Origin of the sequence: Flavobacterium sp. N1736 (assembly GCF_025947065.1) — a bacterium.
Lineage (GTDB): Bacteria > Bacteroidota > Bacteroidia > Flavobacteriales > Flavobacteriaceae > Flavobacterium.
This window is the reverse complement of sequence record NZ_CP109994.1, coordinates 1,119,348-1,133,749: the sequence shown is the minus strand read 5'-3', so window position 1 is coordinate 1,133,749 and position 14,402 is coordinate 1,119,348. Positions and strand designations below refer to the sequence as shown.

Here is a 14,402-nt window from a genome sequence, read left to right as displayed (position 1 = left end):
AAATCAAAGATAAAAGATTTATCGTTGTTTCGAAACATTCAAATTATATATATCGGTTTATAATATTCTCAAAAAGTTCTTGTTTTCCGCTTTGTAATTCGATCTCGCCATTTTCTTTTGCAATATCATAGAGATCTTTAAAGTTTAATTTTCCTTCTTCAAATTCTTTTCCTTTTCCACTGTCAAAAGAGCTGTAACGTTGTTCTCGCAGACTTTCATAAGGTGAAGATGTTATAATTTTATCTGCAGTCAATAAAGCTCTTGCAAAGATATCCGCTCCGCCAATATGTGCCAGAAAAAGATCCTCGATATCGGTAGAATTTCGCCTTATTTTAGCATCAAAATTTACGCCGCCGCCCTGAAGACCTCCGGCTTTTAGAAAAACCAACATCGCTTCTGTAACATCCTGAATGTTGTTTGGAAACTGGCTTGTATCCCAGCCACTAAGCTGATCTCCCCTATTGGCATCAATACTGCCCAACATTCCGGACATGGCGGCTACTTCAAGTTCATGCTCAAAAGTGTGCTGTGCTAATGTGGCGTGATTTACTTCGATATTTATTTTAAAATCTTTTTCTAAACCATATTGACGCAAAAAGCTAATCGTTGTAGCACAATCAAAATCATATTGATGTTTGGACGGTTCCATTGGTTTTGGCTCAATTAAAAAGTTTCCTTTAAAGCCTTGTCCTCTGGCATAATCTCTGGCTTTGGCTAAAAATTGTCCCATATGATCCAGCTCGCGCTTCATATCTGTATTCAGTAAACTTAAATATCCCTCACGTGCTCCCCAAAAAACATAATTTTCACCATCTAAAGCAATTGTGGTATCTAAAGCTAATTTTACCTGAGCCGCGGCTCTTGCCAATACTTTAAAATCAGGATTTGTTGCGGCTCCGTTCATATAACGCGGATTAGAAAAGCAATTGGCGCTTCCCCACAAAACCTTAATTCCCGAAGCAGCTTTTTTTTCTTTTATATATTCGGTCATTGTCGCCAATCGCAACTCTGACTGTATAAAATTTTGTCCTTCCTGAACCAGATCATAATCATGAAAACAGAAATAATCAAATCCCATTTTACTTATAAATTCAAATGCAGCATCTGCCCTGTTTTTCGCCGCCTGAATGGGCTCTTTAAATTCATTCCAGGTAAAATTTTGGGTTGCCGGACCAAAAAGATCGGCTCCGTTGCCCCCAAAGCTGTGCCAATATGCCACTGCAAATTTAAAATGCTCCTGCATTGTTTTTCCTGCTACAATCTGCTCCGGATTATAGTATCGAAACGCTAATGGATTATCTGAATCTTTTCCTTCAAAATTAATCCTGCCAATTCCTTTGTAATATTCTTTATCTCCTAAAACTACCATCTCCCCTCGTTATTTATCTAATTTAACCCCATTTTTTATAATAACCGCAAATATATAGTCAAAAAGACCATTTCATATATCAAAATCAGTTTGAAAAATGCAACTTTAACATCTATTTTTGTTATTTATTTTTGATTTAAATAGGAAAAACAGTCAAAGTTTGTCATTACATACCACGCCAAACCCGACAGGTTTTTAAAACCTGTCGGGTTTAAATACGCAAAAACTATTTAGAGAAAAACAAAACAGGCTGTCCGAAAGGGCAGCCTGTTTTCAATTATAAATTATGTATCTATTATTTATTTCTTAATAAATTTTTGTGTGTATTTTGCTTTATCTGTCACGATATTAATGATGTACATTCCTTTTGCGAAATTACTAACGTCAACTTGGTTATTGCTAACTTTTGTATGGATTGATTTTCCTGAAATATCATAAACGGTTACATTTACAACTTCATCTTCTGTTATAATATTCAGAATATCAGATACCGGATTCGGGTAAATTCCAAGTTCCAGTTTATTGAAATCGCCAATTCCGAGGTTAACAGTTGCTTTTACTGTAATAGCTTTTTCGACTGATTTACCATTAGAATTAAAACTTACTACAACGGTTGATTCGCCGGAAGTTTGAGGCGTTAAAATCAGTTCTTCATTGGTATTTATTATTGCTGAAACGACTGCTGTATCGCTATTTGATTTTACCGTTTTTACAATTGCCGACGATAGATTATCTGTATCTGAAACAACATTTTTTAAGTTGATTGCTGTTGCGCCGCTTACTGAAACTTCTGATGGTAATGTACTATTTACAACCGGTAAAGCATTATCCGGAAAAACCGCGATGGCGGGAAACCAGTAATAATCATCTAACGTTTTAGTGTTGATTAAAGTTCCTGTATTATTAAAAGTATGAATCCAGTTTTTTTGATAATGCGCTCCAAATCCGCTTTCTGTTGTATTTAGAATTAACTGATCTGAAATGGGATCAATACGTAATCCCGCTCCGTAAGGAATTTGTTTGTAAGTTCCTGTTTGTCCCGGAATTACTGCAAAATTTTCATTGAATGTTTTTGTGGTAACATCAAATTTTATAATTTGAATTCCTGAATTAAAACTATTTATTGAATTAATCCAGTATAAAGCATTTTGCTGATTACTTGCACTAAAACTTCCTGCATTCCAAGCGCCCCATGAACCTAAATATTTGGTAGTAGGAATTGCATATTCTGTAAGAGCAAATGTTGTGGCGTCAATATTAATTAACTTTTGATTCTGAATTCCCCAAACAGTTCCGTCTTTTGCCTGAACAACGGAATGAAATGCACCCGAAATAGTTTTTACCAACGTATTTGTATTTGGATCAATTACCAAAATTCCGGCAGTTTGTTTTACGGCAAATACATATTGAGACGTACGAATCATATTCCCTATTTGTCCGGAATACTGGCTTCCGCCGCCAGTTCCTGTTATAAGATTTCCTACTTTCATATTGGCAATATCAAATAGATAAACTCCGTTTGAAGCACCAATATAACCTGTGTTTTCATTAACGCCTATAAAAGAACGTCCGTCACCGCCGCCGATATTATCAAATCCGGCAATTTTTTCCATGTTTTGTGCATTGGCAACAACCAATCTTCCACCGGGAGTATAATTGGTGTCTCCGCCGTCTTTTGCCTGTTTTGAAATAAAATAAAATTTATCTCCGTAAATGGTTCCGTATTGTGTAGTTGCCCCAAATGCCTGACTACTATTTGCAGTACTGTAAACTCTGTAATTAACAGTACCATCATTATTAACAAAATTCACAGATCCGTTTGTGTGACCAAACCATTCTTCATTTACCATAAAAAATCCGCTGGTAAATACTGTTGCTGCTGCATAAGGCGTTACAGGCGTAAATGTTTCTACAATTGGAGATTCTTCAAATGCCAGATTATAATTCCAAACATCCCAGGAACCGTTTTCTAAAACACGGCTGCTTGCTCCCCAGCCCGAATAACCAAAATCGTCATTAGCAGGATCTTTTACCCAATACGACCAATATCCGTTATTTAACCAGCCTGATTGCCAATGATCATCAGTATCTATAGCTGTGTAATTGTCAAAATCGTAAGCAGTTGTATTAACAATACCATTTACCGGATAATACGGATACGTTACGTTTGCATCTTTATAAAGTCCGTTTGTGTTTGCACCATCCAAATCAAAACCTAATCCGCCAATTGCAGTTCCTAAACCACCCGGCACATTTTGATAAAGCAACGAAAAAAGGCGATGATCTGCTTGTAATATTGCTTTCATCATATCTTCGCCGGTTGCTACACCATCCCATCTAAAACCCCAGATTAAAGCATCAGAAGTTTTGCCGTCATTCCATTGTACAGCAAACGCCGCCTGATTAGAACCTGTACCAACCCAATACTCAATATCATCAAAAGTTGTGGTATTTGCCTTTTTATGCTGCTGATTTTTAGCCGTTTTTTGGTAAATATCATCCCTAAAAATGCCTTGTACTTTTACTTGTGCATTCGTAAAAAATGCAAAAAGTAACATCAATATTAAAAAGTAATTTTTTTTCATAATTATATTTAATTTAAAATTCTATAGTTTTTTATTAGTTAAGGTATAAGTCGTATGCTCCGGCTACTTCTGTAGAAACTTCTCCCAGCCAGCCTGCTTCCTGATTGGTTGCTGTATAAATTTTAACGAAATCTATTCCGGGAAGTTTTACGTAATTTCCGTTTTTATCTACCGCCCAGGCGATATCAATATTCGAAGCTTCGTCGTTATTTGGCGCATTATCTGCATAACCAAAATCAAGCGATTTGCCTACCCAATAATTTCCGGTACCGCTTTGATCGTAAAAATTTCCTTCAAGTCTTGTTCCTTTAAGTGTGTATGACGCATCAGCAATCCATAAGGGATAATAACTCTGATCGTGAAAGCCATTTTTTGTTTTGTATCCTGAATTTCCAAGATTATCCTGCCATTTGATATATTCTACATCTATTTGCCAAAAATCTGTTCCTGCAATGGGAGATTTATTAGAGTCTGGTTTGAAATACGTTATGCTGTAATTTTTTACCGTTGTATTTTTAAAATATTCACTTCCGGCAATTTCGTACCATTCATCTTCATCGGGTTTTCCGTTTTTATTTTTGTCGTAAGCCACCAAAATAATTCCGGGTTCACAAGATCCGGCGCGGGCTTCATTGGCTTCAGTTCCCCAAAATGCATTTCCCATAACTTTAAAATCACGTCCGTCCATATTGGGAATCGTATGATCAAAACCAAAAACCACATAACCGCCAAAACCACCTAAGGATATCAACGTGCTATTTGCACCAACAAGCGATTTTTTTGCTGCGCTGATGAGATTAGTTTCTGTATTTCCTGCTACATATTCCGGAATTCCGTTGGTAAACTGACCAATTGCGGGACGAAAATCAAATACATTGGATATGTATTTGCTGTAATTTCCGGGCTCTTTCGTGACATTAATAATCGATTGGTATGTTTTTACGACGCCATTCGTTTCTACTTTTAAAGTGAGCGGATAATTTTTTAAATACGGGCTGATAAAATCCAACTGTGAAGTTTGCGAAATCACAGAATCATGAATGCTCCAGGTAAATTTTGAATTTTCCGGTAAATCTGTAGTGATATTCAGAACCTTAAATCGGTTAATTGTGTAGGTTTCCTGAAGTATTTCTGCCGAATTTTCATTTCCCTGTTCGTCTTCTCTATCCGTTTGACAAGCTATAAATCCGAAAAGAATGAAGAGCATGATGAGTTTTAAAATTTTAAAAGAATTTATTTTCATATTCTAGTTTTTGGTTATAAAAGCGATATGCGCAGGGATATTTCCTGCTGTAGTTTTCCATTTTAATTTGCCTTCGGGTGTAAAACAATAGATGTAACCTGTTACGACATAATTTTGAGCATCGGTGATATAAATCTCTTTCGTTTCGGGATTTACCTGAAGTCCGTACGGAATCATGATTTGTTTATCTGTACCGTCTGTAATGATTTTATTATTGATTATCTTTTTGGTTTTTGTATCTAATATTCCGTAAGTTACCTGATTACTATTGGTTAAATAACTCCAGGAAACACTGTAGAAATAAAGCAAATCGTCGACCAGACAAGTATCTGAAACGGGAATATCAAGCTGCATTTTTTTCTCATCGGTCTGCGTATCGATCACAAAAAGATTGGATGGCGTGGTGTAATAATCGCCTCTGGAACTCACATAAATATCGCCCCGACTGTCAATTTGCATGCTATAAAGATTAATGCCAACGTCTATTTTTTTTGTTTCGGTAAATGTTTCAAGATCAATTACAGATACTGTTCTGTCGTAATTAGGAACTCTGTAACCGCCGGAATTCGCCACATACAATTTTCCGTTATGCACCACCATTTGTTCGGGCTGATAACCCACTTTTACTTTTCGTTTGATTTCTAATGTTGTGGTATCGATTTCGGCAACAAAGCCAATTTCTGCATTGGGATCAATGGCAACGGGACCTGAATAAGAACTTACATAGGCTTTATCTTTATAAAAAGCAACATAGCGACAATTTGGAATATCTATTTTTTTGATGCGTTTTGCAGTCCATTTGTCTATAACTTCAACCTTGTTTGAACAGTTTATTACTGCATACACTTTGTTGCCGTATATTTTTATATCGTTGCCAACATCGCCTAATTCTTTTACAACTGTTGGGTTGCGTTCTGAGTAAATATCGGTTGTATAGTTTCCTGTTCTGTAATTAAAAACATCAATGCTTGCCCTGTTCATTCCCATATTTCCCTCGTTTAGAAGATAAAAACCTTCTATATTGCCGTCACTTCTTGGCGCGGCAACACTTTTATCCGTAGCCGGAAAAATGGTTTCTTCTTCTCTGCAGGAAATAAAAGAAACGGCTATAAACAGACCCAATATTAATTTTGTTGTTCTCTTTTTCATAGCGCAATACTGATTATAAATTTTAACGTACGCCCCGGCATCGGATAATTGTATATCACTTCGTATTGCTGATTGAGTACATTGTTGAGTTCTATCGTGCCTTTTAAGGCGTAATGATGTATGGCAAATGATTTTTGTACGGATAAATCATGCGTGTACCAAGGCTGTACTTCGTTTATCCTGATGTTGTTTACGTTGCCGTTGTATCTTTTTCCTACGTAAATGAAACTGTAGTTAAAATTCCAGGTTTGATAATTGGCATTTAAAATTCCTGATCCGCTGTGCCACGGTGTATACGGTATCTGATCGCCGTAGGAAGACAATTCCAGACCGCCGAATTTTGTATAATCCCTGCTTTCAGAATAGGTGTAGGTTAGATTGGCAGCGAGGATTAATTTGTCAATATGCATTCCCATAATAATAACAGATTCTATTCCCTGCCCTTTTACCTGCCCCATATTGGTCATCATCCAGCGAAATAAATTTCCTGTTGGAGCGGCAATTATTTTGTCTTTGGTATTGGTATAATAACCATCAACCTGAATGGAGAATTTGTCAAAAAAGCTTTCTTTAAAAGGTAAATTATAGGTAAAACCAATATCATATTGGTTCATATATTCGGGTTTCAAAGTACTCGAACCAACCATTGTATAATATAAATCATTAAAAGTGGGCATTCTGAAAATACGTTTTGCAAATGCTCTTAGTGTAAAATCATAGGCTTTAAACGGTGTATAACCCAGAAATAAAGCCGGAGTAAATTCTGTTTTATCGGGCGCTTTTGCATTATTTCGTACTTCTTCCTGAACGTGCGTACCTACAACGCTGCCCAAAACTTTAAATCCGCCAAGCCTGTACGAACTTGCCAGCGAAAATAATGCGGTATAACGCTGTGGATATGAAAACAGCGTTTGTATGCCTTTTCTCGTGGCATTTAATCTGTTGTATTGAAAATCTGTAGCAAGTGAAATATCCCATGAAGGCAAAATGCTGTACATATTTACTGCCGATACATAATATTCCTGCTGGTAATAACTATCGTCTGATTGTGCGCCTTCGGTTACGGTTTCGCCAAGTACATTTGTAGTATCTCTGGCGACATAATGCGTATAATCGTAAGCATATTTTGCTTTTGCCTGAAATTTATATTTAGCTGTAAAGTCTTTTATGAATGTGCCTTGCGAGAAAAAATTCTTGTCATATTGCCTAAAACCGTCCGAAAATTTATTTTCGACAATGGCGCCCGGCGCTCCTCTTTCTGAGTCATAATAATACACTTTGGCATCCCAGGAACCGTTATTTATTTTTCCGTAAAGTCCGGATTCTACTCGCAGTGCTTCAATATCGCTATTGTGTCTTGTTGCTGTGGTATCGTAAGCGATTGTTCCGTCTAAATTGTTTCTTTTATATCTGAATTTATATTGTCCGTTCGATTTAATATATTCAGAACTTACGCTCATGCTAACCTTGTCGCTTAATTTTTGTTCCCATCTAAAAGAAGGATCAAAATAATTGATTGACATTGTTTTAAACCGAACTAATACATTTGTTTTTTTATCACCTTTAAAAACAGGTCGTTTTGTTCTTAAATAAATAGTTGAAGCCGCCGCAAAATCTTTTGCCGACTGAAAAATTTCACTTTTCTGTCCGTTATACAGGGTAAGAGATTCCATATCGTCCAGAGAATATTTGCCTAAATCGGTAACTCCGTTTTGTGCATTTCCCAATTGTATGCCATCGTAAAAAACACCCACGTGATGCGTGCCCATATTACGTACATCAACCGTTTTAAGTCCGCCAAGACCGCCATAATCTTTAATTTGAGTTCCTGCAAAATAACGAAGCGCATCGGCAACATTATGGCTGGCGAGATTCTCCAGCAATTCTCCGGAAAGGCTTTGTACGGGAATTACTTCCTGATAAGGTTTTCCTTTTAAAATTACTTCTTTTAAAACCCGTAAACTATCATTAGATACTTGAGAATGAAGCAAAAACGGAACAAACAATATAAAAATGAAAAATGCTTTTTTTGTATTATACATCACTTATTTATTAAATAAACTTCGGGATGTAATCAAAAAGCAATAAGAGAGAATCCCGCCATGAGGCAGGTTCGTTTATTGTTGTTCAACTTTATTCCACGAAAGTCTTAAACTATGTGATTATGGCAGGTCTCCTGACTTGTTCTATCTTTAAACAGCCTTCTCATCCGCAGCGGGACAATGGCATTAGTAACGTTTAAAGACTTGTATAGAACTTACAGTAGCGGGTCTGTTCAGGATTTACACCTGATTCCCTTTTAACTGTTTTTCTCTTATATTTTAAGAAAAAAACAGACCAAAATCTAGCGCAAATATATAACTATCTTTATAAAAATAAATGCGAATGCATGTATTTACATTTATCTATTGGGTTTAAAATGGCTAAATGTCTTTAAAAATGATTGCACAATGCCACAGATTAAAGGATTTAAAAGATTAAAAAAAAATCCCATTTCATAGCGAAATGGGATTTTATTCAGTCTCTGTTTTCATCAGATTTATTATTTATAAAATGCTGAAACAAAACTATTTTTTAGGCGTTGGAGCATCGCTTTTAGAATCCGGATCACTTTCCTGATTACCTTCATTTACTCTTGTTGTACCTCGCGTTCCTGAATTTAGTGATGTGCTGTCTCCTGCTTTTATTGCATCAGAATCTGTTCTTACTGTAGTTCCGGTAGCCGAATTGGTCTTACAGGAAAATGACAATACCAGTAACATAACAATTACCAGCAATTTTGAGTTTAATATCGTTTTCATAATTACATTTTTTAAAGTTTATATAATACTTCTCAAATTTAATTATACTAACAGCGTATCCGTTTCAAGATTTTAATTATTTATTACACAATTAAATGTAAATCAGTATTTTACATTCATTAAACTGTGAGCAACAAACGATGACAAAAATGATTATCAGTTAAATATTTTATCAAGCTCAATAATCGTAGTTCCCTTCAGAAGTACTTTTGGCGACTTTGCTAATTTCTGAGCCAAAATATATGTTGGCATTGGTTTGAATTTTTTAAACAAACCTATTGCATTGGCGACATTTAGAATTTTTGCCGAAATTTTTTCACCAAATCGATCTGTATCAGGTCTTAAAAGCAAACCGGGCCTGAAAATAATATATTGCTCAAAATGAAGTTCGGCGATTTGATCTTCGAGTTTTCCTTTAATTTGAGAATAATAGACATTGCTTTTTGCAGAAGCACCATAAGAAGATAACAGGACAAAAGACGAAACTCCATTTTCTTTGGCTGCTTTGGCAAATCCTGCGGGAATCTCAAAATCGATCTTCCATTGATTTTCTTTCGAACCTGCTGTTTTAAGGGTTGTTCCTAAACAAGAGAAAATAACATCGCCAACAATTAACTCTTTGTAATTGTCTATTTTAGAGAAATCGACAATTTGCTCTGTTAGTTTTGGATGTGATTTTCCGGTTGGTCGTCTCACAAAAATCACTACAGATTCATACTCTTTGTCTGCTAAAAGTTCATCAACAAGAAGTTCTCCCGTTGCGCCAGTTGCACCAATAACTAATGCTTTCATATTTTTAATTTTTTAAATAATAATTTCTAATAAAATTTCAGACCAATTAATAAACGGGATCGATATTAAAATCGACGGTATAAAGTTTCATAGGCAACGCTTTTCCTCTTAAAAGTATTTCGCCCTGATGTTTATACGTTACAGGCAAATTTTCGGGCAAAACTTCTTTCATCGCTTCTGAAACTACAAAATCATGGTTAAAATCATTGCATTTACATTGAATTCTTGATGTTGTATTGAGAAGATCGCCGTGATAGACAATTTCCTTTTTTACTTTTCCTACCCAGGTTGTAACGGCGTTTCCGATGTGCATTCCGGCTTTAAATTTCGGAATTCTGTTGTAGGTTTTCAAATAATATTCTTGTCTTTTGTTAATGCATTGCTTCAAAAGATAAAAACAATACAGACAACGCTGCTCTTTTAAACCTGTTGCCGTTTTCCAGGTCAGAATAATTTCATCTCCGGCATATTGATAGACTTCGGCACGTGAAGCCAGAATTGCATCGGTAAAATCGTTGAATAAATCCTGTAATAATTTACTATACAATATATCGCCCAATTCTTCTGCCATTGTTGTGGATGATTTTACATCGACAAACATAAAAATTCGCTCTTCCTGCATAGGACGATGATAGCGTCCGGTAAAATAATTGGAAAAAAATCTGTTGCTTAAAAGACTGCTTATTTCTAAAAATAGAATTAAAAAAATAGATGCAGCCAATGAAAACACAAAGTCCTCAAAAAGACGAATCCTGATATACTTACTTAAAGCTTCCTGATAACTAAAATGTCCTAAAACTTCGGCAAATACAAGTACAAAAAAAAGCAAAAATAATAAGATGCAAATACTATAAATAAGTGCTTTTAAGATTGTACTTACTATAAAGGAATAAGTGTTTAGTCTGATAAGTATTTTCTCAAAAGTAATCACAATAAAACTGATGGAAACTCCAATAATTGTACCCGGTAAAAGCCTTAAATGTTCATAATCTGCTCCGGCATTGCTAATTTTAGTGTAAAACAAACCTATTATAGCGCCAGCAATAATTGCTTTAAAAATCAGATTGTATTTTTGATAAAAAGGTATCTTCGGCAATTCCATATTGGGTTATATTGATTGAATTTAAAGCTACTTTTTCATAATTTATTTGAAATAATAAATAAAAAAACACTATTCTAATCAAAAGTAATACAGAATATTAAGTATAAAAAATTAATTAATAACAATATCCAAATTAAATTTACAGCTCTGAAATGAGGCTAATTTCAATAATAACAAGCGGTAAAAGAAAAATTTCGATGACCGCTTGTAAAAATTTAAACTGTTGCAGGCTCTTTATAAGTTTTCCAATCTGTATAACCATGCGTACCTAATCCGTAATGCAAATCACGATTTGGCGGAGTCAAATCCCAGTTGTTTTGCAAACGTTCCACTAAATCCGGATTAGAAATAAAAGGCTCGCCAAATCCCGCAATATCAATTGTTCCGGCATCGATAAGCTGTTCTGATTTTTCTTTGTCCATACCGCCTGCAAGAATGATTACACCATCATACCACGAACGAAAACGTTCTATAAAACCATCAGGCAAAGCATGACTTCCTTTTGAAAGCTGATCCATTAAATGGATATAGACTATATTTCTTTTCTTTAATTCTTTGGCTAAATATCGATATGTTGCTTCTATTTCGTGATAATGAGGCAAATCTCCCAAACCTCCGTATGGCGTTAATCGAATACCTGTTTTTTCGTTACCGACAGCTTCAATTACTGCATCAACAATTTCCAGTAAAAATCTGGAACGGTTTTCAATATTCCCGCCATATTGATCGGTACGATTGTTTACAAAAGGATTTAAAAATTGTTCGACCAAATAACCATTTGCACCATGAATTTCTACGCCGTCAAAACCTGCTTCAATGGCATTTTTAGCTGCATTGACAAAATCGTTTATAACATCTTTCACTTCACTTGTAGATAATGCTTTAGGCTTTGATGCCGGAACAAAACCTTCAACTCCGTTTTCATTATATCCCCAAGCCGAAGTATTGTTTGCCTGAATATCTGACGGACCAACCGGAGCAATTCCGTTTGGCTGGTTTGATGTGTGAGAAACTCTTCCTACGTGCCATAATTGAGAAAATATTGTGCTGTCTTTTTTGTGTACGGCAGCTGTTACTTTTTTCCAGCCTTCAACTTGTTCCGGCGTATATAATCCGGGAATGTAAAGTACTCCTTTTGCTGTTGCAGAAATTGCTGTTCCTTCTGTAATAATTAAGCCTGCACCTGCTCGCTGTTTGTAATATTGTGCGTTATTCTCGTTTGGAATCCCGTCTTCATTTCGTGCTCTTGTCATTGGTGCCATAGAAATACGATTTTTTAGTTGTAAAAAACCAATTTGTGCGGGCTTAAAAATATCTGTTTTCATAATCTATTTTAACTTGTAATTATTGTATTGTTTTTTAATCGTTGTACTTATTTTAAACACATAGAAACATAGATTTTTTTTAATTAAAAAAAGCGTTTCACTTGTATTAACAAACATAGAACTATGTGTTTGAGGTGTTTTTATGATTTGATAGTGAAGAAAAATCTTCTTCACTATCAAAATCTATTTTTGTTTTCCTGTAAAGGATTACTACTTATTTTTTAATCAACCAGCTTTCAACGGCTCTTGAAAAATCGGCTACATCAATTGGGTGTCTGCTTGTAATAATGTTTCCATCGGTTACAACCGTGTCTTCAATTACTGTTCCTCCGGCATTTTTCAAATCTGACTGGATGTTCCAGTATCCTGTTAATTTTCTTCCTTTTAAGATATCTGCAGATGCCAAAACCACCGGAGCGTGACATATCGCTGCGATCAGTTTTCCTGATTTATTAAAGTCCTGAATGAATTTAATTACATCTTTGTCATAACGAAGATTATCAGGATTCCAGGCTCCACCGGGAATAAATACGGCATCATAATCACCCACTTTTATCTGATCTGCTGTTTTGTCAAATTTTATCCATCCAACCGGCTGTAAGTATTGAATTGCCATTACGTGCGTTTTTGCCATTTCAGGAAATGCAAGCCCGTATCTTTCCGGAGCCGGATTGTATTTAGGCGCAACGATTTCTACTTCTGCTCCTAATTTTTTAAAATACCAAACCGGACCTGTTAATTCGATTTCTTCAAAACCGTCTGCTACAAGAACTGCAATTTTCTTTCCTTTTAGAACTGTTTTGTCTTGTACCGGAGTAAAAAAGAACGCTTTTAAAGCTTCGTTTCCTGGTGCATTTAATAATTTTGTTACGGGCATATTTACCACTGCCGATTGAGTAGATAATTGATTTACAACTTCTAACTCGTTACTGTAATTTGTTTTCATTTCTTTCGTTTTTACTTTTACCTGAGATTCTACATTTAATATTGCAAATACACTTAGAATACTTGCTGCGATAATTTGTTTACTTGTTTTCATTTTTTTTAAGATTTAATATTAATAGTTGTGGTTAAAATTTGATGTTGTTATTCGCGGGTAAGCGGTGCAAATTCTATCAGATTGTGAATTCCATCCTGAAACGGCTGTTTTTTTATACTCGTATTCAGGTAATCAATCACGGGCTGAATAGGCGGAAAATTCAGATGATACTGGAATGCATCGTTGCTTCTAAATTTCTCGAAAGTCACAAACTGTGTACTATCATCGTTTAATTGCGATAATTGATAAGTTACTACGCCGGGTTCGCTTCTAAACTGAGGCATTGCCGTGTGATAGACATTTTTAAAGTTTTCTTCGGTACCCGGTTTTGCATCTACAAAAAGCATAATGGTTAACTGTTTGTCTTCTGTTTTACTGGTTTTGCGCCATTCTTGTTTTGAAAGCGGCTCTAAATCTTGTACGTAGATTACTTTTTCAGGTTTAACTAATGCCGTTTTTTCTAATGTATTTATGGCTTTAGCTTTTGAATTGGTTTTGAATTTATTGAACTCATTTTGATTTGTCCAACGTTCAAACAACCAAATTACCGTCTGATTATCTTGTTCGAAATAAGCTTCTGACATAATATTGCTGTCTTTCGAAAGAGATTCTAAAACATAGCCACTAAGTGCTTTTTGAAATTTCTCCTGAAATTCCTTTTTTACTTCATAACGTGTAATTACTGCTGTCATTTTCTGATTTTTAAGTTCTTGAACAGAAGTTTTATTTAAAGATTTAGTTGAATTTTGTGCTGCTGCAAATGTGCTGCACAATGCAAATAGCGCTGTAAAAAAATGCATAGCTATTTGAGAAACTGAGCTTGTTTTTGCTGTCATAACGTATTGATTTTAATAGTGATTTATTGCTTTTCAGAAAAAACATTACTTTTAAGTTTGTAATGCTTTAAGATGTACCAAAATTATTACCAAATGCATCCTCAGGGCAAGGAAGCAAATCACTAAAAAAGTGTGATTTAGACCACTTTATAGAGTTAGTG

General features: G+C 35.2%; 11 protein-coding genes and 1 riboswitch. All 11 genes read right to left on the bottom strand.

The window, feature by feature from the left end; translation table 11 throughout:
* Positions 1 to 43: 43 nt before the first annotated feature.
* The 11 genes from xylA to OLM54_RS04895 all read right to left on the bottom strand — a co-directional run bounded on the left by xylA (position 44) and on the right by OLM54_RS04895 (position 14,241).
* On the bottom strand, positions 44 to 1,369 hold the full coding sequence (gene xylA / locus OLM54_RS04945) for a xylose isomerase (RefSeq protein WP_264537491.1): 1,326 nt from the start codon (positions 1,367 to 1,369) through the stop codon (positions 44 to 46).
* Between the two features lie 299 nt (positions 1,370 to 1,668).
* Positions 1,669 to 3,954 (bottom strand): DUF5074 domain-containing protein, encoded by a 2,286-nt coding sequence (locus OLM54_RS04940; RefSeq protein ID WP_264537490.1) that lies wholly within the window; start codon positions 3,952 to 3,954, stop codon positions 1,669 to 1,671.
* 34 nt (positions 3,955 to 3,988) lie between these two features.
* A complete protein-coding gene (locus tag OLM54_RS04935) occupies positions 3,989 to 5,197 on the bottom strand; it encodes a cell surface protein (protein ID WP_264537489.1) in 1,209 nt (402 codons plus the stop codon).
* A 3-nt stretch (positions 5,198 to 5,200) separates the two neighbouring features.
* On the bottom strand, positions 5,201 to 6,346 hold the full coding sequence (locus tag OLM54_RS04930) for a DUF5074 domain-containing protein (protein ID WP_264537488.1): 1,146 nt from the start codon (positions 6,344 to 6,346) through the stop codon (positions 5,201 to 5,203).
* Positions 6,343 to 8,388 (bottom strand): TonB-dependent receptor, encoded by a 2,046-nt coding sequence (locus tag OLM54_RS04925; RefSeq protein ID WP_264537487.1) that lies wholly within the window; start codon positions 8,386 to 8,388, stop codon positions 6,343 to 6,345. Before OLM54_RS04925 ends, OLM54_RS04930 begins: the two co-directional genes overlap by 4 nt.
* Positions 8,389 to 8,494: 106 nt before the next feature.
* Positions 8,495 to 8,703: riboswitch (cobalamin riboswitch) on the bottom strand.
* 210 nt (positions 8,704 to 8,913) lie between these two features.
* Positions 8,914 to 9,147, bottom strand: a complete 234-nt coding sequence (locus tag OLM54_RS04920; RefSeq protein WP_264537486.1) for a hypothetical protein — start codon at positions 9,145 to 9,147, stop codon at positions 8,914 to 8,916.
* 156 nt (positions 9,148 to 9,303) lie between these two features.
* A complete protein-coding gene (locus OLM54_RS04915) occupies positions 9,304 to 9,939 on the bottom strand; it encodes an NAD(P)H-binding protein (RefSeq protein ID WP_264537485.1) in 636 nt (211 codons plus the stop codon).
* 46 nt (positions 9,940 to 9,985) lie between these two features.
* Positions 9,986 to 11,041, bottom strand: coding sequence for an adenylate/guanylate cyclase domain-containing protein (locus tag OLM54_RS04910; RefSeq protein ID WP_264537484.1), 1,056 nt, complete (start codon positions 11,039 to 11,041; stop codon positions 9,986 to 9,988).
* A gap of 215 nt (positions 11,042 to 11,256) precedes the next feature.
* Positions 11,257 to 12,366: an alkene reductase gene (locus OLM54_RS04905; protein ID WP_264537483.1), complete on the bottom strand. Its 1,110-nt coding sequence runs from the start codon at positions 12,364 to 12,366 to the stop codon at positions 11,257 to 11,259.
* 214 nt (positions 12,367 to 12,580) lie between these two features.
* Positions 12,581 to 13,405, bottom strand: a complete 825-nt coding sequence (locus tag OLM54_RS04900; protein ID WP_264537482.1) for a DJ-1/PfpI/YhbO family deglycase/protease — start codon at positions 13,403 to 13,405, stop codon at positions 12,581 to 12,583.
* Between the two features lie 47 nt (positions 13,406 to 13,452).
* Entirely contained in the window at positions 13,453 to 14,241 is a 789-nt protein-coding gene (locus OLM54_RS04895; protein WP_264537481.1) for a putative quinol monooxygenase, read from the bottom strand.
* Positions 14,242 to 14,402 lie beyond the last annotated feature (161 nt).